The sequence below is a fragment of the Caulobacter sp. GW822-FHT07D08 genome (assembly GCF_058798735.1).
The window spans coordinates 22,423-43,738 of sequence record NZ_JBXAKU010000013.1 but is presented as its reverse complement, the minus strand read 5'-3'; the positions used below and the strand labels follow the sequence as shown (position 1 = coordinate 43,738).

Here is a 21,316-nt window from a genome sequence, read left to right as displayed (position 1 = left end):
CAGCGCATGATGTCCGCATCCATGAGGGCCCTCGCGGCCCTGTTCGCCGCCAGCTGTCTGACCTTGGCCTGCCCGGCCATGGCGGGAACGCCCGCGGACGCCGAACTGGACGCTCTGTTCGCCAAGGCGGCGACGTCGCCACCGTTGCTGCGCATACTGCTGACCAAGCTGCCCAAGGGCGCGGACCTGCACAACCACGCGGGCGGGGGCACCTATGCCGAGGACTTCATCGCCTGGGCCGCGGCGGCCGATGGCTGTTTCTCCACGTCGACGCAATCCTTGCTGCCGGCCCCTTGCGCCGACGAGGCCAACGCCGATCGCGTTGCGCTGAAGGGTCTGCCCGAGCGAGACCCCGACCTCTACAGCGACATCGTCGATGCGCTCTCCACCCGCCGCTTCGAGCAGGGGGTGGGCGATCCGGAAATCTCCGGCCATCGTCGTTTCTTCCGCACCTTTGGTCGCTCGGGACGGGGCGGCGGCGAGGACCGCGGCGTGCGGATCCAGGCCGAGGCCCTGCGCCAGGCCGCGCTCGACAACACCCTGTATCTGGAGCTGATGGCTGGTTCGAGCGCCTCGCGCGGGGTGATCGAGGCTTCGGCCGCCATCCCGTGGGCCGATCCCTGGGTCCGGACGGCCGACGGCTCGCCGCCCCAGCGCCTGGACGCCAGGATCCTGCAGGCCCGTCTCGACCAGCTGAAGCCGGCCATCGCCAAGGCCATGCCGGCCGCGATCGCCGGGGCCGACGCCAACGACAAGGCCATCGCCGCCCTCAATCGTTGTGGGACCGCGAAGCCCGAGCCGGCCTGCGACGTGACGCTGCGCTACCTGCTGTCGATCTCGCGCCAGCGCCCGCCCGAGGTGGTGTTCGGCCAGATGGCCGCCGCCTTCGCGCTGGTGAAGGCCGATCCGCGCTATGTCGGGATCAATATCCTGGAGCCCGAGGACGGGCCGGTGTCGCTGCGCGACTACCGGCTGCACATGCGCCTCTTCGCCTTCTTCAAGACGCTGTATCCCGACGTGCCCCTGACCCTCCACGCGGGCGAGCTGGCCATGGGCCTGACGCCGCCGCGCGACCTGCGCTTCCATATCGCCGAGGCGGTCGAGGTGGCCGGCGCCCGCCGCATCGGCCACGGGGTCGACATCGCCTACGAGGATGGCGCCGAAAAGCTGCTGGCGCGCATGGCCCGCGACAAGATCGCCGTCGAGATCAACCTGACCAGCAACGACGTCATCCTGGGCGTGAAAGGCAAGGACCATCCGCTGCGGCTGTATCTGGCGGCCGGTGTGCCCGTGACCCTGTCGACGGACGACTTGGGCGTCTCACGAAGCGATCTGACTCACGAATACATGCGCGCGGTGCTGGAACAGGGCGTGCGCTACGGTCAGCTGAAGCAGATGTCGCGCGACAGCCTGACCTACGCGTTCCTGCAAGGCGCGAGCCTGTGGGATGGTCCCTGCGCGGACGCCAGCGGCCCGACGCCGTCTAGATCCTGCGCGGCGGTGCTGAAGACCAGTCCCAAGGCGCGCGATCAGTGGCGCCTTGAACGGGCCTTCGACACCTTCGAGAGCGAGATGAAGGCCATCGTCCCGAAGCTCGCCCCGTAGAGCCTGTCCGGCGGTTCAGCCCGCCGTCATCCAGACGAAGCGGGCCACGAACAGTCCCGCGAGCACGAACAGCAGCCAGTCGCCGCGCCGGGCCTGGCCGCGCACGATCTTCAACGCCGCGAAGACCGTGACGCCGAACGCCAGACCGTTGGCGATCGAGAAGGTGAGGGGAATGATGATCAGCGTCAGGAAAGCCGGCACGGCGGTGTAGGCGTCGTCCCAGTCAACCTCGGCCAGCGGCGCCATCATCAGCCCGCCGACGATGATCAGGGCCGGGGCGGTCGCCGCCGCGGGGACCAGTTGGGCATAGGGCGCCACGAACACCGCCAGCAGGAACAGGATGCCGGTCACCACCGAAGCCAGGCCCGTGCGACCGCCGGCCTGCACGCCGGCCGCGCTCTCGACATAGCTGGTCACGGTGCTGGTGCCGACGACGGCCCCGACCATGGTCGCCACCGAGTCGGTGGTCAGGATGCGGTTCAGGCCGGGGATCTTGCCCGACGCATCGACAAGGCCGGCGCGCTTGGTTACCGCCACCAGGGTGCCGATGTTGTCGAAGATGTCGACGAACAGAAAGACGAAGATGATCTCGAGCAGGCCCAGACCGTGCCCGCCGAAACCCAGGGCGCCGGCGATATCCAGCTTGAACGCCGTCTGCGTCAGCGCGGTCAGGCTGTAGGGCTGAGGCGTGAACGCGACCTGGCCGCACAGCCAGGCAATGATGCTGGTGACGACGATGCCGATCAGCAGGGCGCCCTTTACCCGCCAGGCGCTGAGACCGGCGATCAGCACCAGACCCAGAAGCGCCAGGGCGGGGCCTGGCTGGCGCAGGTCGCCGAGGGCCACGAAGGTCGCCGGATTGCTGACCACGATGCCGGCGTTCTTCAGACCGATGAAGGCGATGAACAGGCCGATGCCGCCGGCGACGGAGGCGAAGAGATGTACGGGAATGGCCGCGATGATCAGCTGCCGGACGCCAGCCGCCGTCAGCAGCAGGAAGATCACACCCGACAGGAACACGCAGCCCAGGCCTACCTGCCAGGGTACGCCCATCTGCAGCACGACGGTGTAGGTGAAGTAGGCGTTCAAGCCCATGCCGGGCGCCAGGGCGAGGGGCACGTTGGCGACGAGGCCCATGGCCAGGGTGGCGAAGCCGGCCGCGATGCACGTGGCCACGGCCACGGCGGCGACCGGGAGGCCCGCGTCGGACAGGATCGCCGGGTTGACCATGACGATATAGGCCATGGCGACAAATGTCGTGGCCCCGGCCAGGATCTCGGTCCGGACGCTGGACCCTCGCGCGCTGACGCCGAAGTGACGGTCCAGCGCCGCCTTCGTTCCCGTCGCGCCCTGCGCGGTCTTACCACTCATAGGTCTTCCCGATCCTTCGCCGCGCCCCCGAGGAGGGCGCCGGCACGCCAAATAAGAGGGCGTCTCGCGCGGAATGCGCGCGACGTCCGCGAAGCCAGGCGCGCCATGGCGACGGACCTTGTTCTTCGTCGCCAGACAGATAGCCGCGACGTAGCCGCGCGGGGTGTTGGATAATGAAGCTGTTACTTACTGGCGTGAAATCGGCGATCGATGCCGAATGTGTTGGCGCGTCGCGCCCGTCGCGCAGGCGCCGACTCGACGCGAGAAGAGGGTTCGCCAGGCTGAGTCGCGGAGCGCTGAACGGCTATGGCGGCGCCAACTGCAACTACCGCTTCAACGGCCCCGGCGTCGGCGCGGTCGCGGGGCAGGACGTCGTCAACATCACCGACCCGCTGCAGGGCAACACCACCTTCCGCACCGTGACCACGGTCGGCAATCCCGACCTGCAGCCGCAGACCGCCAAGGTGCGGAATTTCGGCGCGACCTGGCTGCCGGTGTCGCGCGCCTCGCTGTCGCTGGACTGGTGGACCTTCAAGTACGACAACCAGATCGCCATCGAGAACGGCCAGGCGGTGATCAACGCCAACCCGAACGGCAGCCAGGTGATCCGCGACCAAAGCGGCGCGGCCCAGACGGTGCTCGTGCGCAGCTACAACGCCAAGAGCGGCGCCCAGACCTCGGGCCTGGACCTTGATGGCGACCTACGCCTTCGATTGGGGCTCCAGCACCTTCACCCTGCGCGAGAGCCTCAGCTATCTGCTGAAGTACGACATCGACACGGGCACGGGCGTCTATGACGGGGTGGGGCGGCGCAACAACGCCATCACCTCGCCGCTCACCGCGGCCGCCGCGCCGCGTTACCGCAACACCGCCGGCGTCGACTGGTCGATGGGGTGTCACCAGGCCAGCGCCACGGTGCGTTATGTGTCGGGCGTGGCGGACGACTACGCGATCGCCGTCACCGCCAAGGCCGCCACCAAGGTCAAGTCCTGGACGATGCTCGATCTGCAATACGGCGTCGGCCTGGGCGAAGACGAGCGCTACCGCCTGACCGTCGGCATGATCAACGCCTTCGACAAGAGCCCGCCGGCCGCCAAGTACACGGGCTATCTGCAGGCTTTGGCCGACCCGTTTGGCCGTCAGTCCTACGTCCGACTCGAGGCGCGGTTCTAGCCTCGCTCTTGACGTCGCGGCGTCCTCCCGGCCCGCACGACCCCGACGGTCAGTCCGACCGTCGGGGCTTGGCCCTGGCCGCCAGGGGCGGGAATCCTCAATCAACAAGGATCGGCGGCGTTGCTTCGCCATATGCATATGACCAGCCCCATGGCGGCGTCGCGCCTTAGCTCTCAGCCCGGCAGGCGTCCGACATAGGATGCGCGCGGGCGGAAAAGTTCGTTGTCCTGATACTGCTCCATGGCGTGAGCGATCCAGCCGACCATGCGGCCCACGGTGGAAATGGCGAGCTCTTCACCCTTCAGACCCAGGATCTTGCCCAGGAACACCGTCGGCACGATGAAGTCGGGAGCCGCGCCAGTCAGATCCTCGACCGTGTCGGCGACAATCCGCAGGCGCGCGAAGAGGGGTTCGGGAACAACGCGCTCGAGCGCGACGATCAGCGCCTGGGCGCGGGGATCCTTGTCGGCGTAAAGGTGGCCGCCGAAACCGGGGATCGGCTCGCCGATCCGGAATCGGGCCAGCACCGCCTCGCGTGGATCGCCATTCATCGCCTCCTCGATAAACCGCGCCACGGTCTCGGCGCGGCCCTGGTGCAGGCGTCGTCCCCGGCCGGCGACCAGACCGGCCATCGCCGCGCCATAGGGGGTGACCCCTGCGTTCGCGGCGGCGCGGACGGCGTAGGTGGTCGGGTCCAGTTCATGATCGGCCGCCAGGACCATGCAGCGGCGAATGATATCCGCATAGGCCGGCGAGACGCCCAGATTGCGCGCCAGGACTTCGTGGATCGGTCCCGTTTCCGAGGGCGCGCCGCCGCAGACGATCGAGGCGAAGCAGCGGACGACGCCGGCGCCCGCGCGGGCATATCCACTGGGCGACAGGTCATGGGCGCGCGGGTTGGCCTGCTCCATCAGGCTGAACAGGGCGATGGCGCGCGCGGTGCGGGGCAGGGACGAGAAAACCCTGGCGGCTTCATCGTAGTCTGGCGGCAGCACCAGCGCCGTTGCGGCGAAGGCGTCGGGTGCGTTCCAGAGCAGGCCAGCGACCTCCTCGATGCCGCCTGTCTCGGCCAGGTCGATAGCCGAGACACCGCGGTAGAACGGGCCCTTGGCGGTCATCAGCGTGACGGCGGTCGACTTGATCAGGCCGGCCGAGGGATCGGCGGGCTTGCCGCGCTTTCGCGCCCGTTCGACGTCGGCGCGCCAGTAGCGGCGGCTCTTCGAGCCCGGCTGTTTTTCCGAGCGGATGCCCTTTCGGCTGACATAAGCATAGAGGGTGGTCAGGCTGACGCCCAAGGTCTCGGCGGCTTCGTCGGCGTCCATGAAGAGCGCGTTGTCATTCATATTGATGATTTTCGTACAGATTGACGAGTCAGATCAGTAGGGCTCTGTATCACCTCAAGCGCGATATCAAAATATACATTGACGAAAATTGTCAATGTGAAAGCGCAGCGGAGGGAACACCCATGAATGCTCGTCACGCTTTGCTAGCATCCGCCTGCGCCCTGGCGCTTTCGACCGCTTCGGCGACGCAGGCCCAGACCGCGTCACCGACGCCGGAGACCTCGATCATCGACGAGGTGGTGGTGACTGCCCAGAAGCGCTCGGAGAACCTGCAGGACGTGCCGCTGACCCTGTCGGTGTTCGGCGCCAAGGAGATCGAGCAGGCTCGCATCGTCCAGGTCCAGGACGTGGCCAACCGCACGCCGGGGCTCAATTTCGACACCTTCCCCAGCAGCCAGCCGCGCCCGACCCTGCGTGGCATCGGCTCGTCCGATCGAGGCGCGGCCGGCGACCCGTCGGTGTCGGTGTTTATCGACGAGGTCTACTATGGCCGCCCCTCCGCAGTGGCCTTCGACGCCTTCGACGTCGAGCGCATCGAGGTTCTGAAGGGGCCGCAAGGCACGCTGCTGGGCAAGAACGTTGTCGGCGGCGCGCTCAGCATCATCAACCACAAGCCCGAAGCGACCGCGTTCAACGCGGGCGCGTCGGTCACGGTCGGCAACTATTCACGGGTGGAGGGCGCAGGCTTCGTCAACGCCCCGCTGGCCGACGGCAAGGCGGCGGTCCGTGTCAGCCTAAGTTCGCGCAACCACGACGGCTACACCAAGAACGCCTTCGCCGGCGGCGCGGCCGAGGACCAGGCCACCAACAGCGGCCGCGTGCAGCTTCTGCTGAAGCCCAGCGAGACCTTCTCGGCGATCCTGGCCGTCGACGTCACGCGCGATCGCGGCAATGGCGACGCGCGCCACGTCGTGCAGGTGGATCCCAGCGTACCGGCCAGCGCCCTGTGGCGGATCAACGGCCAGCGCGACCAGTATTTCGCCGAGAACAACGGCCGCAACGACCGCGACACCTGGGGCGTGCGGGCCAATCTCAGCTGGGACCTGCCTTTCGCGTCCCTGACCTATATCGGCTCGTATCGCGACCTGACCTACCACTACGCCGAGGACTTCGACGGCGGCAATCCGAGCATCTACGCCCTGAATTTTCGAGGCGGCCAGGACGAGAACACCAACTTCCACAGCCATGAACTACGGGCCTCGGCGCTGCCCAGCTCGAAGCTGCGCTGGGTGGTGGGCGGCTATTATTTTGGCGCGGACACGCAGCGGACCGACAGTCTGCTGGCCGACATCAAGTCGCGCCCGACGCCGCCGGCCACCTATGCGGCCAAGGACCTGTTCCACCAGGACGCCCAGACGACCAGCTGGGCCCTGTTCGGCGACGCCACCTGGCCGGTGACCGCCAAGATCAATGTCTTCGGCGGCCTGCGTTATTCCAAGGACAAGAAGGACTACGCGCTCAACAACCTGGACTCCACGGCCCTGCTGCGCGCGGCGGCCCGTTACAGCATCGATACGAGCCACAGCTGGGACAAGCTGACCTGGCGGATCGGCGGCGACGTCTCACCCAGCGACAACGTCATGCTGTACGGCGTGATCTCGACCGGCTTCAAGAGCGGCGGCTACCAGGACACGCCGTCAACGGCGACGTCGGCCGCCACCCCGTTCAATCCCGAGACCGCCACCCTCTACGAACTCGGCGCCAAGACCACGCTGCTGGATCGTCGCCTGACCTGGAACACCTCGATCTACCAGACCGACTACCAGGACCTGCAGGTGCGCAGCACCCGGGGCTTCGACACCATCACCACCAACGCCGGCACCGCGCGCATCCGGGGTCTGGAGACATCGCTGGACGCGCGACTGAGCCCGCGGATGCGGGTCGGCGCCAGCTACGCCTATACGGACGGCAAGTTCCTGGAGTTGGTCGATCGCGGGCAGGATCGCTCGGGCAACCACATGACCCGTAGCCCCAGGCACAAGATCACCCTGTCGCCCAGCTACGCACAGCCCTTCGCTTCAGGCGCGCGCCTGACCGGAACCGTTGACCTCGCCTACGAGAGCAAGGTCTGGGACGACATCGACAACAACCCGATCACGGTCCGCAAGCCCAAGCTGCTGGCCGACGCGCGCCTAGTCTACGACAGCGCCGACGGCCACTGGAACCTGTCGGTGTGGGGCAAGAACCTGACCGACCGCTACTATCGGACCCACCAGGTCGTGTTCCAGGGCGCGGACCTCGTCACTTTCGGCGCGCCGCGGACCTTCGGCGCGACCCTGAACTGGAAGTACTAGGATGATCGCCAAACCCTGGAGGCGGTCATGAATCTGGCGCTGCTCGGCTTCCTGATGGTGATCAGCTTCATGACGCTGATCATGACCAAGCGGCTGTCCGCCGTAACGGCCCTGATCGTCGTGCCGATCCTGTTCGGTCTGCTGGCGGGGGCGGGGCCTGATCTGGGCGGCATGATCATCAAGGGCGTCGCCCAGCTGGCGCCCACCGCCCTGATGCTGGCCTTCGCGGTGCTCTATTTTGGCGTCATGATCGACGCGGGTCTGTTCGACCCGCTGGTCCGGCTCGTGCTGAAGACGGTGGGGGATGACCCCGTCCGCGTCACCGTCGGCACCGCCTTGCTGGCGATGGTGGTGTCGCTGGACGGCGACGGCGCGACCACGGCGCTGGTGACGATCTCGGCGCTGCTGCCGGTCTATCGCCGCTTGAAGCTGAACCCGCTGATCCTGGCCCTGCTGCTGGGGCTCAGCAACACGATCGTCAACCTCACGCCCTGGGGCGGACCGACCGCGCGCGCCGCCACGGCATTGCGTCTCGAGCCCAGCGCGGTGTTCCTGCCGATGATCCCGGCCATGTTGATCGGCCTAGCCGGCGTCCTGGTCCTGGCCTGGTGGTTGGGAAGCGGGGAGCGTAAGCGTCTGGGGCGCCTGGGGCTGGAGCCCGTCGTGACGGGGGAGGGGGGAAATCCGCGTCTCGACCTCCCCGACGATCCGACGATCAAGCGCCCCAAGCTGATCTGGTTCAACCTGGCCCTGACCCTGGCCCTGGTGGCCGGCTTGGTGACGGGTCTGGCGCCGCTGCCGGTGCTGATGATGGGCGCCTTCGCGATCGCCGCCATCGTCAACTATCCCGATATCGCCAGCCAGCGGAAGCGCGTGGCCGCCCACGCCAACAACGTTCTTGGCGTCGTCCTGCTGATCTTCGCGGCCGGGGCCTTCACTGGCATCCTTTCGGGGACCGGCATGGTCAAGGCCATGGCCGACGCGACCCTGGTGGCGATCCCGCCAAGCCTTGGACCCTATCTGGCCCCGATCACGGCCCTGATCAGCATGCCGATGACCTTCTTCATGTCCAACGACGCCTTCTATTTTGGCGTCCTGCCGGTGATCGCCGAAACGGCCGCGAAATTCGGCGTGCCGGCCGAAGCGATCGCTCGCGCCTCGCTGGTCGGCCAGCCGGTGCACGGGCTGAGCCCCCTGATCGCGGCGATCTACCTGGTCACCGGTCTGCTGAAGGTCGAGGTCGGCGAGGCCCAGCGGTTCTCGCTGAAGTGGGCGATCGCCGCCTGTCTCCTGCTGCTGGTCGCCGCCCTGGCTACCGGCGCCTTCCCCTTGCGAGCCGGCTAGTGGCTCGAAACGATTTTCCGAAGGATGTCTCCATGTACGACGGCAAGCTACCGGAGGGCGGCGTCAAGGTCCTGGTGCCTTGTGGGGCGCTGGGCGGCGGTGTGCGGCCCGACGAGGTCGAGGCGGGTCTGGCCGCCGGCGCCCACGCCATCGCCCTGGACGCCGGCTCCACCGACAGCGGCCCGGCGTATCTGGGCACGGGCAAGTCCAAGTACAGCCGCGCGGCGGTCAAGCGCGACCTCTCGATCCTGATGGCGGCCCGGGCCAGGGCCGGAATCCCGCTGCTGGTCGGTTCATGCGGCACCTCTGGTTGTGACGAGGCCGTCGACTGGACCCTGGAGATCGTGAGGGAGATCGCGGTCGAGCAGGGGAGCTCGCCCAGGATCGCGGTGCTCTATTCCGAGCAGGACAAGGCCGTGCTGAAGGCCCGCAACGCGCAGGGTCGTATCCGTCCTCTACCGCCTCTGGGCGCGCTGGATGACGGCGTCATTGATGACTGCGCCCACATCGTCGCCCTGCTTGGGCCCGAGCCCTATGTCGCCGCGCTGCGGGCCGGCGCCGAGATCGTGCTGGGCGGACGCACCACGGATACAGCGGTCCTGGCCGCCGTGCCCCTGATGCTGGGCGCCGCCGCCGGTCCGGCCTGGCACGGCGCCAAGGTCGCCGAGTGCGGGGGGCAATGCACGGTCAATCCGATGAACCCCGGCATTCTGTTCTCGGTCGATGACGAAGGCTTCGACATCGCGCCGCTTTCGCCGGACAACCGCTGCGAACCGCACACCGTCTCGGCCCACATGCTCTACGAGAACAGCGATCCGTTCCGTCTGGTTGAACCCGGCGGCGTGCTGGACGTCACCGGTTCGGCCTACCTCGCGTTGGACGATCGCAGCGTTCGGGTCACCGGATCGCGATGGACGCCCGGACCCTACACCATGAAGCTGGAGGGGGCCGCTGGCGGGCCATTTCAGACGGTCATGCTGGTGGGGATCGAGGACCCCGCGGTGCTGGCCGATCTCGACGGGTTCATGGCGCGAATGGCGCAGGCGCTAAACGAGCGCATCCATCGCGCCATGGGCGACGCGGCCGGCGACTTCGACATTTCGTTACGCGCCTATGGCTGGAACGCTGTCTCAGGTCAGACGCCAGGAGCCGGAACCCCGCCGCCGCGTGAGGTGGGCTTGCTGTTCGTGGCCACGGCCGAAGGCCAAGCCCAGGCCACCCAGATCGCCAAGGCCTGCAACCCCTATTTCTTCCATTTTCCTGTCCGCATGGGCATCGAGCTGCCCAGCTACGCCTTCCCGTTCTCCCCGGCCGAGATCGAGCGGGGCCAGGTCTTCGAGTTCAAGCTCAATCATGTTGTCGAGACCACGGATCCCTTCGAACTGGTCCGCACGCGCTGGGTCGATCTTGACCAGGACAACCTCGAACAAGGCAAGGAGGCGGACCATGGTCACGCTGCGTGAGGTCTGCCACCAGGTGCGCTCGAAGAACGCCGGGCCCTTTTGGGTGACGATTGACGTCTTCTTCGACGGACCGGAGTCCTATGCGCGGTTCAAGGACGCGCCGGCGCTCTCGGCCGAGGCGATCGGCGAGGCCTATGGCGCCGATCCGACACAGGTGAAGCGCTTCGCCGTCGACTCCCTGAGCGTGCTGAAGATCTCCTATCCCAGGAAGTCGCCCCAAGGCGGCGTCGTCGAGCGCGATATGCACAGCGGGCAGCAGTATGTCCGCCTCCTGGACGTGTTGCTCGAATAGCGCGAGCTCTTAGTCGGCTGTCCATGTGCCCGCGGTGGCGGGAGCGGGATCTAGGGCGATGGAGACCCGGAGTCGTGGTCCGCGCATAGCCGGGCGCCGGCTGGATGGCCTTCAGAAGGACGATCCAGCCGCGACTCCTTGATCGACTGAAGGAGACACCGGTTCGCGGTGTCTAGGCCACCAACATCGCGAGCGGATCGGGGACGGCCGCCAGCGCGCGCTCACTGGCGACGAGCTGGGTCCGCAAATGGGCTTCCAGGATGTCGAGGATCTCCCCATCAACCTCGGCGTCGAACTTGCGCGCGAAGAGGTCCGAGCTCGACGTCAGCCTGTCCGCGTCGGCCTTGGTGAACGTGCGGGGGCGAAGCTTGATGTCTCCGTCGGGGACCCAGTCGATCATCCGCAGGTCGTCGTTGACGATCTCGCCGTGCATGGCGGTGTTCATCATCACGGTCTGGAAGAAGCCCTCATCGGCGATGAAGGTGTTGCGATAGAAGGCCTTGTAACGATCGACCGACGGGTCATGGCAGACGAAGTCGCAGAACGCCCGGCTGACGATCTTCCACTGATTGCCGATATAGGGCGTGGCGTCGTTCAAGAAGAGCCGCGTGACCAGGCTGTCGATGATGCGGCCGCCCTGTTCGACCACGTGCCCGAGAACGCGGCCCATGGTTTCGGGGCGACTCCTGGCCTGGTCGAGGACCCGGATGAACTCACGGCCCCGGTTGGCGTCGAGAAAGTCCCGGATGCGGCCCTGCGTCGCGAGCGGAAAGTCCTGGCCGCTGAGGTTGATGAAGTAGTCCCACCGGGCGTCCATCTCGAGCAGCCGGGCCATGCCGCGCAGCTCGGCGTCGACCAGGCTGTAGCCGCCCCACAGGGCGCGCTTGCTCTCCAGGACGGCGGCGTTGGGATAGGCGGCGAGGAACGCGCGCAGGTCGTTCTCCAGCTCAGGGCCGGCGTTCTTATCGACATGGACGAGGTAGTGGTTGGCCGGATCGTGGATCGCCTTGAACAACCGCTTGAACTGTTCGGGATAGCGATGGACCAGGATCAGGTAGGCGATTGTCGGCGGCGCGCGGCGGGGGGCTTGGATCAAGACCTGGCGCCTCGCGGGGCGTGGGGGGCGATTGGATGGGGCCGCGAGGGCTGGCCGCTGGTCGAGCGGAGATCTTCCAAGCCCTTGGGGCCCGAGGGGCGAGTTCCGGGGGAGGTGTTCACGGCGTGGCCTTTTCGTCGAGCGCGCCGGTCCGCGGCGCTCGGTCGTCTGGGGGCTGGCCGCTACTTCTTGCGCGGCGCCAGGGTCTGCGAGAGCGTCGGGGGGGCGGCGGCGATCACCTTGGGTTTGGCGGTCTTGGGTTTGCGGACTTCACGATTGCCTTTGGACAAGAGAGTTTTCCTTTCAAGGGCCGTGGGGGAGGGGGGGGGCGAGCGTGCGCGCGGAGGCCGGGCCAAGCCCGACCTGAAGCGGTCGACCGTGATTTGATGTCTGGAAGAGAGCGTCTGGGCGCCCCGGCTTCGGGACCTTGGGACCGTCCGCTGGGAGGGGCAGGGCCGGATGGCGTTACTGCGCGCCTCGGCAAGACCCTAGCACGCGCGGCCGCGGGGCGGGGAAAAGATTGCGTCGTGGGGAGCTATTGGCCTTGGATCGCGCTATCTTGTCCGGGCCACGGATTACCCCGCGCCATGCGGGCTCGTCGGCCTGAAGGGACGTCATGTCCTCCCCCTCGAACAGTCCGGTCCGCGAGCTCACGCGCGCGGTATTTCAATGAACCCGTGGGGCGCCGTGCTGGCGATCTTCGGCGTGCGCCAGGTTTCGATGCGGGATGTGCGGGCCGAGGCCTTCTTCCTTGGCGGTCGGCACAAGGGCGAGATCCGGGAGGGGGCGCAGAAGGAGCTGCTGGCGCCGGGCCTCCATCCCGATCGCGCGGCCCTGCTGCGGGCGGTCATTCGCATGACCCCGCGGTCCACGATCGGGGAGGCGCGTCCATGACCGACGAAGACGCCCAGGCGATGCGTCGCGAGAACGATTATCTCAAGCGCCGGAACGCCCAGTTGCAGAACGACATCACCAGCCTCGGCGGCCAGGTGCTGCGCATGCGGCAGGAACTGGAGCGGTCGAGCGGTGGCCACCCGGGCCAGGCGCCGAACCCGCTCGCGAGCGGACAATCGTAACGCTGGCCGTTCTTGATGATGGGAGGCTGAAGCGAGTGCTTCCTACGCGACGAGACGCTGGGCTGGGAGAAGCGCGCTCACGACCAGCCGGCTGAGCAGGCGATCCCCAATCGGGATGATGGCGTCGACGAAAAGGTCCGATGTCGTGGTTTCGATCTGCGGGGGCTCCTGCAGCACGCTGGCGTCCACTTGGAAGGTTTCCTGAACGCCGTCGACGAGTACGCCGGCCAACTGCGCGCCGTGCTGGATCACGACGATGACGTGGCGCGACGAGACTTCGGTCATGCCCAAACCCAAGCGACAGCGCAGATCGATGACCGGCATCACCGCGCCCCGAAGGTTGATGACCCCCAGCATGTAGCTCGGGGTGTGCGGCATCTGCGTCGCCGCGGTCCAACCCCGAATCTCTCTCACGCTGCGAATGTCGATGCAGAACTCTTGGCCGCCGATCTCGAAGGAAATCAGCTCCAGTTTGCCCGCGCTGGGCAGGCTGCTCTCGCTCACCATCTGGCCGTCTCCCTCGACGCGGGTCAGAACTCTTCCCAGGACTGCGCCGCCGCCTGAGAGCCGCCACCGGGCCGCGCGAAAGCGGCTATCCTGGCCTGGGCTCGCGCCACGGGATTGGCCGTTGGCGCATGACGGCCAGGCTGAGCGCGTTCGACGCGCGTGGTGGGCGCGCCAGTCTGGAAGCGCGCGACCAGCGAGGCCAGCTCGGCGGCTTCGGTCTTCAGATTGGCGGCCGCGGCGGTGGCTTCCTCGACCATGGCGGCGTTCTGCTGGGTGACCTGATCCATCTGATTGACAGCGGTATTGACCTCATTCAGGCCGGTGGCTTGTTCCTGCGACGACGTGGCGATTTCAGAGATCAGGACATCGATCTCGGCGATCTTGGTCACGATCCCGGTCAGCGCTTGGCCGGTGTCGCCGACGAGCTTAACGCCCCGCTCGACCTGAGCGGTGCTGCTGGCGATCAAGGTCTTGATCTCCTTGGCCGCTTCAGCCGACCGCTGGGCCAAAGCCCGGACCTCCTGGGCGACCACGGCAAAGCCGCGCCCGGCTTCACCCGCCCGAGCGGCTTCGACGCCGGCGTTCAAGGCCAGGAGGTTGGTCTGGAAAGCGATTTCGTCGATCACGCCAATGATCTGGGTGATCTGACCTGAACTCTGCTCGATCTCGCCCATGGCGGAGACCGCGTCGCGCATGACCTCACCCGAGCGGGCGGCGTCGGTCCGCGCGCCCGAAGCGGCGGATGAAGCCTGCTTGGCCCCTTCGGCGCTTCGCTTGACGGTGGCCGTGATCTCGTCCAGGGCCGCAGCCGTCTGCTCCAGACTGGCGGCCTGCTGCTCCGTGCGGCGCGACAGATCGTCCGAAGCGCTGGAGATTTCATCGGCGCCGGCGCGCAAGCCGCCCGTCGTCGCCGTAATCCCACTCATGGCTTCGCGCAGGCTGTCGATCGCGGCGTTGAAGTCGTCCTTGATTTGCGCATAGCGACCCAGGAATTGGGCGCTGATCCGAGCCGTCAGGTCACCTTGCGCCATGCGTTTGAGGCTTTCGGCGAGATTGGCGACAACCTCCTCCTGCTCTTCCGCCGCGCGTTGCCGCTCGCCCTCGGAACGCATTCGCTCATTCTCGATGGCCGTGACGTCGGTGGCGAACTTGATGACCTTATAGGGCTTGCCGTTCTCGTCGAGCACGGGGTTGTACGAAGCTTGGATCCAGCATTCGGCGCCCCCCTTGCCGATTCGCAGGAACTTGCGCGCGACGAACTGTCCGCTGTTGAGCTCATTCCAGAAGGCGCGATACTCGGCGCTCGCCGCTTCGGCTGGCGGGACGAAAATGCTGTGGTGTTTTCCGACGACTTCCTCCGCCCGGTAGCCCAGGGCGTTCAGGAAGTTGGCGTTGGCCCGAAGGATCGTTCCGTCGAGCTTAAACTCGATCACCGCCTGAGACCGGTCCATGGCGGCGACCTGAGCCTTTAGTTCGCGCAGCTCGGCGGCGATGGCGGCTTGCTTGGTCTTGGCCGTATTCGAAAACAGCATGGCGGTTCGATTTCGCTCTAAGAACATTGTTGCATGAACGTTGCTGTAAAATACTAACGAGGTGCTAATTTCCTATTCAAAGGGCAGATATGACGCAGGTAGAGCCTCCCCAAACTGAGCAACCACCTGAAAGCGCGACGATTGGCCACGGTTAACGGTAAATGAATTGCAATCTGGCCGATCTCATCTAAGCCGCAGTCGCGGTGGGTGAGTTCAGTGTGTGGGTTGTGTGAGTATGGGCTTAGAGGATCTAGTGGCCGCCCTGACAGCCGCCTCGGAGACGGCGGTGGTTGTCACGGATGGCGAGCTTTCGCATCCAGGGCCGACCATCCTGTACGTCAATGGCGCCTTCGAGCGCATGACGGGTTATTCGAGTTCGGAACTGGTGGGGCAAACGCCCCGGTTGCTTCAAGGCGAGAAGACCAGTCTCGCGACGCGCCGCACGCTGGCGCGCGCGCTGCGCGAAGGAAAGCGGATGAAGGTCGCCTTGATCAACTATCGCAAGTCGGGCGAGGCCTATCGGTGTGAGGTCGAGGTCTTTCCGATCCACGACAGGGGCGGCGTGCTGGTCAACGCCGTGGCGCTGGAGCGTGAAGTGAGGCGACGACCGGGGCGACGTTCCGTGATGGGAGAGGCCTAAGAGGCCTTAAGACGGTGCTCTGGGGCGGATCGGCCGATTGCGCCATGAGATCCGACTGACGCCGCCGAGCAACGGGCGGAATGTTGTCGGGCGGGCGAGCAGAAACGCGCGGCGCGCGCCGGAATCTGGCTTACATAGCGCGATGCCAGCACGATCGGACCCGATGGCCTTCACCGCTCCTGACCGCGACGACGCCCGTGCGCGGACGGTGGCGGCGGCCATGGACATCGTGGCGGGGCAGGGGCTGGCGGCGCTGTCGGTGCGCGACCTCGCCGCGGCGATCGGTAAGAGCACGACCGTCATCTTCAATCTCTTCCAGACCAAGGCCGGGGTGCTGGGCGCCATGGTCGAGGCGGCGATGGAGGAGGATCTGGCGTTCCATGACGCCTTCCTGTCCCAGGTCGACGGGCTGGTCCTGGATCAGCGGCGGATGGTCGACATCACCGCGCGCTACGTCCTGGCGCGGGCCGAGCCCTCGGCGCGCTTCGCCCGGATATGGGAAGAGGTTCTGATTGATCCCGAGGCCGCCCAGGTGGCGCGCGAACCGCTGGCGCGCTGGCTGACGATGCGGCGAAGCAAGCTGGAGGGGCTGCTGGCCCGTGACGCCCGGCTCGCGCGCCTGGGCGCGGTCTATCTGCCCTATCTGCTGATGGAAGAGCTTTACGCCGCGGCCCTGGCGCGGCGGCTCGACTACGAACTGCTGCTGCGCGAGAGCCTGGAGGGGTTGTTGGCCATGGCGTTCGGTGAGCCGTCCGGCGGCGAGGCCAAGGTGGCGCGATGGTTCACCGACGCCCTGGTTCTGCCCGAGCCGCCCAGCAAGCGTCACGCGCCGGGGTCGGTGAAGATGCGTCTGCTGGACATCGCCGCCGACCAGATCCTGGAACGCGGCATCGGGGCGGTCACCAACCGCGCCGTGACCCAGACGGCCGGGGTTTCGACCTCGACCATCCTCTACCATTTCGCTGACATGCGCTCGTTCCTGACCGAAGCGATCTGGCACAGCGTGTTTCGCGAAATCCCCGACTATCTGGACACCCGCAGCCCGCGCGACCGCGAGCGGCCGGCCGACCTGGAGGGCCTGGCGGCGCTGCTGGCGCCGACCTTGCGGCCGGGATCATCCGAGGACCCGGGGCGCGCCGGCTTCTACGTCAAGTACGCCCGCCTGATCGCGCAGATCTGCCTGATCGCCCGGCGCGACGCCGCCTTCGAGAACATGGCCATGCTGCTGCGTGGCCCCGAAGGCGGCGGCACCTATGCGCGGCGCGAGGCCGTCTGGCCGCCCGCTTTCGACATGACCCGCCTCGGCGCCATGCGCTTCGCGATCTGGATCAAGGGCTCGGCCCTGTTGAGCGCGGCCTTCCCCGAGACCGAGGCTCAAGGGGCGGAGGCGCGGCTTGGCGCGGCGGCGCTGGCCCTGGTGCCCGTGACCGCGTAGCGCGTCGAACGAACGATATTATTCAATTCTCTCATTGGTTGTGTTTCACCCAGAGGCGCGTGAAAGAGTTCCTTTGTTCGGGCTTCATCAAAGCGACACGGGCCGCTCCTATATCCCCTTCGATGTCGAACAACTGATTTTTCCGGCCGTTTGTCGTCGGGAAGAGGGGGCGTGATGCGTGTACTGTCGAAAGTGAAATTCGTGGCTCTGCTGATGGGAAGCGCCGCGATCTTCGCGGGGCCGGCCATGGCGGCCGAGGCGGTCGCTCCGGCGGCGGACGAGGCTGTCTCCAACCGTCTGGACGAGGTCACGGTGACGGCGCGACGCCGCGCCGAATCCGAGCAGAAGGTCGCCGCCGCCCTGACGGTGGTCAGCGGCGCCGAACTGGACCGCCGCAACATCCAGACTGTCAACGACCTGGAAAACAGCGTCCCGAACCTGGAGGTCACCAGCCAGCTGGGCGGCGGCCAGCCGCAGTTCCGCATCCGTGGCGTCGGCCTGACCGACTACGCCGCCAACAACACCGGCACCGTCGGCGTCTATGTCGACGAGATCGCCTATCCCTACGGCTCGATGACCCAGGGCGCGCTGTTCGATGTGGCCCGCATCGAGGTGCTGCGCGGTCCGCAGGGCATCCTCTACGGTCGCAACACAACGGGCGGCGCGGTTAGCGTCATCACCAACGCCCCCACCCAGACGTTCGACGCGGGCCTGACCGCGTCTTACGGCCGCTTCGACGCCGCCCACGTCGACGGCTTCGTCTCGGGTCCGCTGACCGAGACCCTGTTGGCCCGCCTGGCCATGACCACCGACCAGGGCGGCGCCTGGCAGTATCACCGCGACACCCATGAGAAGCTCGGCGACAAGGACCGCTGGGCCGCCCGCCTGAAGCTGGACTGGAAGCCGAGCGACGTCACCGAGATCGACGGCTCGCTGCGCTACAACCGCGACAAGTCCGACGGCCTGGGCCTGCGTCTGGTCACCCGCGCCTTCCAGTCGCACAACTACGCCCCAATCGGTAAGCTCTACCCGATCGACAGCGACCCGCGGATCACCGGCTGGGGCATCACGCCCTATTTCGCCAACCTGATCGGCGCCTCGACCAACGCCAAGCCGTTCCGCGACAACGAGGGCGTCGGCGCCAATGTCCGCCTGCGTCACGACTTCGGCTGGGCCGCCCTGACGGCGGTGGTCGGCTACGAGACCTTCAAGCGCCGTGAGTTCAACGATTGGGACGCCACGGCCTCGAACGAAGCCGGCACCTTCTTCTTCAACGACATCGACACCCTGTCGCAGGAAGTGCGCCTGGCCTCGCGTGGCGACCAGACGTTCCGCTGGCTGGCCGGCCTCTACCACTCCACGGAGTCCGTCGACGGCGGCTTCTATTCGGACTTCTCGGAAGCCTCGACGCTGAAGAACTGGTTCTCGACCACCTACAAGCAGGACGTCGAGACCACGGGCGCCTTCTTCAACCTCGACTACGACCTGACCAGCCGCCTCACCCTGTCGGGCGGCCTGCGTTACGAGGACGAGACCCGCGAGCTGAAGGGCTTCAAGACCGAGATCCTGGCCCCGACCTACTCGCGGCTGGCCAACACCGACAAGGACCGCCACATGGGCGAATGGTCCGGCAAGGTCGGCGGCGAGTACCATTTCACCAAGGACGTGCTGGGCTACGCCAGCGTGGCGCGCGGCGTGAAGTCGGGCGGCTTCACCACCTATAACAGCGGCCTGCCCACGCAGCTGGACCCGTTCGATCCGGAGAAGCTGATCGCCTACGAGGCGGGCCTGCGCTCGGAGTTCTTCGACCGCCGCCTGCGCGTCAACCTGGCCGCCTTCTACTACGACTATCGCGATCAGCAGCTGCAGGGCGTGCTCTACACCCAGACCGGCCGCGTCGGCCGGATCATCAACATCCCCAAGTCGCACATCCAGGGCGGTGAGCTGGAGATCACCTGGAAGCCGACGGCGCGCCTGACGATCAGCCAGTCGCTGGGCTACAAGTACGGTCAGTATGACGAGTTCTTCTTCGTCAACGCCACCGCCACCGAGGCGGCCAAGGACCCGGTGACGGGCCAGTACAACAAGATCATCTACAGCGACCGTTCGGGCGAGCGCCTGCCGTTCCCGCGCACCGATTACAAGGGCGCGATCAGCTACGTGATGGACGTCGGCGCCTGGCAGGTCGAGGCCGAGACCAACTACAACTACCGCAGCGACATGTTCAGCACGTCGTCCAACTCGGTGATCGGCGACTACTGGCTGTTCAACGCCAGCCTGACGGCCCGCCCGGCCAACGGCAAGTACGCGGTCGGCGTCTGGGTCAACAACGCCACCGACGACTATTTCGAAGAGACCCGCAACGCCTTCATCTCGGCGGCGACGGCCTCGCCGCATGAGCCGCGCACCTATGGCGTTCGGGTGACCTGGCGCTATTGATCGACGGCCGTTTCCCCTTCGGCCATCGGCCTCGCCGCGGCGCGCGTTTCGCGCCGCGGCGAGGTTTCCTCGTTGTGGATAGGAGCTTGTCATGACGGTTGATCGCAGACGGGTCGTGGGGGCGGGTCTGGCCCTGAGCGCGGCGGCCTTGGCCTCCGGCGCCGAAGCGGCCGAGGCCGCCTTTCGCCACGGCGTGGCCAGCGGCGAGCCGGGCGCGGACCGGATGCTGCTGTGGACGCGGGTCACGGGCCTGGGCGAAGTCGACGGCCGCTGGCGGATCGCCACGGACCCGGCCATGCGCAAGGTCGTGGGAGAAGGGCGCTTCATCGCCCTGGCCGAGCGGGACTTCACGGTTAAGGTGATGGCGCAAGGGCTGAATCCCGCCACCGACTACTGGTACCAGTTCGAGGCCGGCGGCCAGCGCTCGCCGGTCGGCCACACCCGCACCCTGCCGGTCGGACGGCTGGATCAGCTCGACCTCGTGGTCGCCTGCTGCGCCATGTACACCATGGGCTATTTCCAGGCCTACCGCGCCATCGCCGAGCGGCCGAAGCTGGATGCGGTGCTGTTCGTCGGCGACTACATCTACGAATACGGCGCCTCGAACTATCCGGGCCTGCCCACCCTGCGGCCGGCCGATCCGCCGCGCGACACCGTCACGCTCGAGGACTATCGCCGCCGCTTCGCCCAGGCCCGGACCGACGCCGACCTCCAGGCCGCCCACCAGCGCGCGCCGTGGATCTGCACCTGGGACGACCACGAGATCGCCAACGACGACTGGATGCACGGCGCCCAGCACCATGACCCGGCCAAGGACGGCGACTGGGAGGCCCGCAAGGTCGCCGCCGTCCGCGCCTATTACGAGTGGATGCCGATCCGCGATCCGGACCCGGCCGATCCCTACGCCATCCAGCGGGCGGTGGTGTTCGGCGACCTGGCCACCCTGATCGTGCCCGAGACCCGGCTGAGGGCGCGCGCGGCGCAACTGGCCCTGCCGAAGGATCTGGACCGGCTGCCGGACGGGCGTCCCGACCTCGACGGCTTCCGCCGCAAGATCGCCGATCCCGAGCGCCGGATGCTAGGCCAGCAGCAGGTGGACTGGATCGCCGGCGAGATGCGCGGCTCGGTCGCCGCCGGCCGCCCCTGGGTGCTCTTGGGCAGCGCCACGGTGATGGCCGACTACGCCTATCCGGACATGAGCCGCTGGGCCCCGGCCTCGGGCGCCCTGAAGGGCTTCTTCGAGCTGACCAAGCTGGATCTGCCGCTGCTGAACCTCGACGCCTGGTCGGGCTACGCGGCCGAGCGGCAGCGGGTCTATGACGCCATCCGCGCCAGCGGGGCGCGCACCGTCGTGCTGTCGGGCGACAGCCACATGGCCTTCGTCAACGAACTGCACGATGAGCAGGGGCGGGTGGCCGTGGAGCTGTCGACCAGCACGCTCACCGGGCCGTCGCTGGGCGTGGTCCTGGCCATGAAGGACGCCCCGTTCGGCCAGCGGGTGGCCGAGCGCAACCGCGACGTTGTCTGGTGCGATCACCTGGCGATTGGCTTCGTCGCCGTCCACGTCACGCGCGAGGCGGTCGAGGCCAGCTTCGTCAGCGTCACCGATCCGCGCGTCGCCGGCTCGCCCACCCCGGTGCAGCGCCGCGTGCGCGCGGCCGCCGAGGCCAAGGGCGTCGGCGCGTGGACCCTGCTCTAGGAGTCGT

At 67.2% G+C, this 21,316-nt stretch carries 18 protein-coding genes; 13 read left to right on the top strand and 5 right to left on the bottom strand.

Annotated features, from left to right (window positions below):
• The first annotated feature begins 6 nt into the window (after positions 1 to 6).
• Positions 7 to 1,605, top strand: coding sequence for an adenosine deaminase family protein (locus AC1RJ9_RS20775; protein WP_492839885.1), 1,599 nt, complete (start codon positions 7 to 9; stop codon positions 1,603 to 1,605).
• Positions 1,606 to 1,620: 15 nt separating this feature from the next.
• Here AC1RJ9_RS20775 and AC1RJ9_RS20770 read toward each other — a convergent pair whose 3' ends face one another.
• Positions 1,621 to 2,976, bottom strand: a complete 1,356-nt coding sequence (locus AC1RJ9_RS20770) for an NCS2 family permease (protein WP_492839886.1) — start codon at positions 2,974 to 2,976, stop codon at positions 1,621 to 1,623.
• Between the two features lie 173 nt (positions 2,977 to 3,149).
• Here AC1RJ9_RS20770 and AC1RJ9_RS20765 point away from each other — a divergent pair, with 173 nt between their 5' ends.
• Entirely contained in the window at positions 3,150 to 3,773 is a 624-nt protein-coding gene (locus AC1RJ9_RS20765; protein WP_492839887.1) for a TonB-dependent receptor domain-containing protein, read from the top strand.
• Positions 3,670 to 4,149 carry a hypothetical protein gene (locus tag AC1RJ9_RS20760; RefSeq protein ID WP_492839888.1) on the top strand — a complete coding sequence of 160 codons (480 nt, stop codon included), beginning with the start codon at positions 3,670 to 3,672 and terminating at the stop codon, positions 4,147 to 4,149. Before AC1RJ9_RS20765 ends, AC1RJ9_RS20760 begins: the two co-directional genes overlap by 104 nt.
• Before the next feature lie 173 nt (positions 4,150 to 4,322).
• Here the strand turns inward: AC1RJ9_RS20760 and AC1RJ9_RS20755 are convergent, their stop codons facing one another.
• Positions 4,323 to 5,492, bottom strand: a complete 1,170-nt coding sequence (locus AC1RJ9_RS20755; protein ID WP_492839889.1) for a citrate synthase family protein — start codon at positions 5,490 to 5,492, stop codon at positions 4,323 to 4,325.
• A 122-nt stretch (positions 5,493 to 5,614) separates the two neighbouring features.
• Here AC1RJ9_RS20755 and AC1RJ9_RS20750 point away from each other — a divergent pair, with 122 nt between their 5' ends.
• The 4 genes from AC1RJ9_RS20750 to AC1RJ9_RS20735 are packed head-to-tail and all read left to right on the top strand — an operon-like array spanning position 5,615 to position 10,885.
• The gene (locus AC1RJ9_RS20750) at positions 5,615 to 7,786 is read left to right on the top strand and encodes a TonB-dependent receptor (RefSeq protein WP_492839890.1); all 2,172 of its coding nucleotides are present in this window, start codon (positions 5,615 to 5,617) and stop codon (positions 7,784 to 7,786) included.
• A 27-nt stretch (positions 7,787 to 7,813) separates the two neighbouring features.
• The gene (locus AC1RJ9_RS20745) at positions 7,814 to 9,130 is read left to right on the top strand and encodes a CitMHS family transporter (RefSeq protein ID WP_492839891.1); all 1,317 of its coding nucleotides are present in this window, start codon (positions 7,814 to 7,816) and stop codon (positions 9,128 to 9,130) included.
• A gap of 32 nt (positions 9,131 to 9,162) precedes the next feature.
• Positions 9,163 to 10,593 carry an acyclic terpene utilization AtuA family protein gene (locus AC1RJ9_RS20740; protein WP_492839892.1) on the top strand — a complete coding sequence of 477 codons (1,431 nt, stop codon included), beginning with the start codon at positions 9,163 to 9,165 and terminating at the stop codon, positions 10,591 to 10,593.
• Positions 10,577 to 10,885: a DUF4387 domain-containing protein gene (locus tag AC1RJ9_RS20735; RefSeq protein WP_492839893.1), complete on the top strand. Its 309-nt coding sequence runs from the start codon at positions 10,577 to 10,579 to the stop codon at positions 10,883 to 10,885. Before AC1RJ9_RS20740 ends, AC1RJ9_RS20735 begins: the two co-directional genes overlap by 17 nt.
• A 172-nt stretch (positions 10,886 to 11,057) precedes the next feature.
• Here the strand turns inward: AC1RJ9_RS20735 and AC1RJ9_RS20730 are convergent, their stop codons facing one another.
• A complete protein-coding gene (locus AC1RJ9_RS20730) occupies positions 11,058 to 11,981 on the bottom strand; it encodes a beta-1,6-N-acetylglucosaminyltransferase (protein WP_492839894.1) in 924 nt (307 codons plus the stop codon).
• A gap of 669 nt (positions 11,982 to 12,650) precedes the next feature.
• Between AC1RJ9_RS20730 and AC1RJ9_RS20725 the strand changes: the two genes are divergently transcribed.
• Both AC1RJ9_RS20725 and AC1RJ9_RS20720 read left to right on the top strand, forming a co-directional pair.
• Complete coding sequence (locus tag AC1RJ9_RS20725; protein ID WP_492839895.1) at positions 12,651 to 12,875, top strand: hypothetical protein; 225 nt, start codon at positions 12,651 to 12,653, stop codon at positions 12,873 to 12,875.
• A complete protein-coding gene (locus AC1RJ9_RS20720) occupies positions 12,872 to 13,057 on the top strand; it encodes a hypothetical protein (protein ID WP_492839896.1) in 186 nt (61 codons plus the stop codon). Before AC1RJ9_RS20725 ends, AC1RJ9_RS20720 begins: the two co-directional genes overlap by 4 nt.
• Before the next feature lie 42 nt (positions 13,058 to 13,099).
• On the opposite strand, the gene AC1RJ9_RS20715 is transcribed toward AC1RJ9_RS20720, so the two are convergent.
• On the bottom strand, positions 13,100 to 13,564 hold the full coding sequence (locus AC1RJ9_RS20715; RefSeq protein WP_492839897.1) for a chemotaxis protein CheW: 465 nt from the start codon (positions 13,562 to 13,564) through the stop codon (positions 13,100 to 13,102).
• Between the two features lie 23 nt (positions 13,565 to 13,587).
• The gene (locus AC1RJ9_RS20710) at positions 13,588 to 15,096 is read right to left on the bottom strand and encodes a methyl-accepting chemotaxis protein (protein WP_492839898.1); all 1,509 of its coding nucleotides are present in this window, start codon (positions 15,094 to 15,096) and stop codon (positions 13,588 to 13,590) included.
• 253 nt (positions 15,097 to 15,349) lie between these two features.
• On the opposite strand from AC1RJ9_RS20710, the gene AC1RJ9_RS20705 reads away from it, so the two are divergent.
• The 4 genes from AC1RJ9_RS20705 to AC1RJ9_RS20690 all read left to right on the top strand — a co-directional run bounded on the left by AC1RJ9_RS20705 (position 15,350) and on the right by AC1RJ9_RS20690 (position 21,309).
• A complete protein-coding gene (locus AC1RJ9_RS20705) occupies positions 15,350 to 15,736 on the top strand; it encodes a PAS domain-containing protein (RefSeq protein WP_492839899.1) in 387 nt (128 codons plus the stop codon).
• Between the two features lie 163 nt (positions 15,737 to 15,899).
• Complete coding sequence (locus AC1RJ9_RS20700) at positions 15,900 to 17,171, top strand: TetR family transcriptional regulator (RefSeq protein WP_492839900.1); 1,272 nt, start codon at positions 15,900 to 15,902, stop codon at positions 17,169 to 17,171.
• A gap of 174 nt (positions 17,172 to 17,345) precedes the next feature.
• Positions 17,346 to 19,610 (top strand): TonB-dependent receptor, encoded by a 2,265-nt coding sequence (locus AC1RJ9_RS20695; RefSeq protein ID WP_492839901.1) that lies wholly within the window; start codon positions 17,346 to 17,348, stop codon positions 19,608 to 19,610.
• 91 nt (positions 19,611 to 19,701) lie between these two features.
• Entirely contained in the window at positions 19,702 to 21,309 is a 1,608-nt protein-coding gene (locus AC1RJ9_RS20690) for an alkaline phosphatase D family protein (protein ID WP_492839902.1), read from the top strand.
• Positions 21,310 to 21,316 lie beyond the last annotated feature (7 nt).

Coding starts and splice junctions, on each gene's coding strand:
- AC1RJ9_RS20775 (WP_492839885.1), top strand. CDS start 7: ATGATGTCCGCATCCATGAGGGCCCTCGCGGCCCTGTTCGCCGCCAGC.
- AC1RJ9_RS20770 (WP_492839886.1), bottom strand. CDS start 2,976: ATGAGTGGTAAGACCGCGCAGGGCGCGACGGGAACGAAGGCGGCGCTG.
- AC1RJ9_RS20765 (WP_492839887.1), top strand. CDS start 3,150: ATGAAGCTGTTACTTACTGGCGTGAAATCGGCGATCGATGCCGAATGT.
- AC1RJ9_RS20760 (WP_492839888.1), top strand. CDS start 3,670: ATGGCGACCTACGCCTTCGATTGGGGCTCCAGCACCTTCACCCTGCGC.
- AC1RJ9_RS20755 (WP_492839889.1), bottom strand. CDS start 5,492: ATGAATGACAACGCGCTCTTCATGGACGCCGACGAAGCCGCCGAGACC.
- AC1RJ9_RS20750 (WP_492839890.1), top strand. CDS start 5,615: ATGAATGCTCGTCACGCTTTGCTAGCATCCGCCTGCGCCCTGGCGCTT.
- AC1RJ9_RS20745 (WP_492839891.1), top strand. CDS start 7,814: ATGAATCTGGCGCTGCTCGGCTTCCTGATGGTGATCAGCTTCATGACG.
- AC1RJ9_RS20740 (WP_492839892.1), top strand. CDS start 9,163: ATGTACGACGGCAAGCTACCGGAGGGCGGCGTCAAGGTCCTGGTGCCT.
- AC1RJ9_RS20735 (WP_492839893.1), top strand. CDS start 10,577: ATGGTCACGCTGCGTGAGGTCTGCCACCAGGTGCGCTCGAAGAACGCC.
- AC1RJ9_RS20725 (WP_492839895.1), top strand. CDS start 12,651: ATGAACCCGTGGGGCGCCGTGCTGGCGATCTTCGGCGTGCGCCAGGTT.
- AC1RJ9_RS20720 (WP_492839896.1), top strand. CDS start 12,872: ATGACCGACGAAGACGCCCAGGCGATGCGTCGCGAGAACGATTATCTC.
- AC1RJ9_RS20715 (WP_492839897.1), bottom strand. CDS start 13,564: ATGGTGAGCGAGAGCAGCCTGCCCAGCGCGGGCAAACTGGAGCTGATT.
- AC1RJ9_RS20710 (WP_492839898.1), bottom strand. CDS start 15,096: ATGCTGTTTTCGAATACGGCCAAGACCAAGCAAGCCGCCATCGCCGCC.
- AC1RJ9_RS20700 (WP_492839900.1), top strand. CDS start 15,900: ATGGCCTTCACCGCTCCTGACCGCGACGACGCCCGTGCGCGGACGGTG.
- AC1RJ9_RS20695 (WP_492839901.1), top strand. CDS start 17,346: ATGCGTGTACTGTCGAAAGTGAAATTCGTGGCTCTGCTGATGGGAAGC.
- AC1RJ9_RS20690 (WP_492839902.1), top strand. CDS start 19,702: ATGACGGTTGATCGCAGACGGGTCGTGGGGGCGGGTCTGGCCCTGAGC.